Genomic DNA, 492 nt, shown 5'->3' on the forward strand with positions numbered 1-492 from the left:
GATCAAGTCACCCTGCCGCCCGCGGAAACAGAACAGGTAACCGGTGTGCGGATCGCGCTTCAATGTCTCCTGCACCATCAGCGACAGGCCCGGGAAGCCCTTGCGCATATCGGTATAGCCAGTGGCGAGCCACACCTTAACGCCGCTCGGGATCGAGATCATCGCCGCTCCAGCACATCCAGGATCCGGCCGAGCGCCTCGCTATCGATATCACTCTCGACCCGCAGGCGGCGGGCGCCGCCAAGCTCGATCGACACCATGCTGCTCTTCTTGCGCGGTCTGGAGATCGGCGGTGGCTGCGCTGGCGATTGCGGCGCTGGCAGCGCCTCGACGACTTCCACGGCAACGAGTTGCGGCACGGACGGCGCGGAGATCTGGCAGAGTTCCTTGCGCCACCGGAAAAGCTGGCTCACATGAATGCCAGCCGATCGCGCGGTCTCGGAAACACTAGCCCCAGGCTCAAACGTCGCCGCGACCAGCCGCTCCTTATCC

2 protein-coding genes are annotated in these 492 nt (G+C 64.6%); both read right to left on the reverse strand.

What is annotated here, in order from left to right; genetic code table 11:
* Positions 1-162: IS66 family insertion sequence element accessory protein TnpB (tnpB, locus tag EN780_RS41475; protein WP_133373010.1), on the reverse strand; the 162-nt coding region annotated here is incomplete at its 3' end.
* The coding region (locus tag EN780_RS37450) for a transposase (protein WP_128276651.1) at positions 159-492 on the reverse strand (334 nt) is incomplete at its 5' end. The genes tnpB and EN780_RS37450, both read right to left, overlap by 4 nt.

Source organism: Mesorhizobium sp. M4B.F.Ca.ET.089.01.1.1 (assembly GCF_004022605.1).
Lineage (GTDB): Bacteria > Pseudomonadota > Alphaproteobacteria > Rhizobiales > Rhizobiaceae > Mesorhizobium > Mesorhizobium abyssinicae.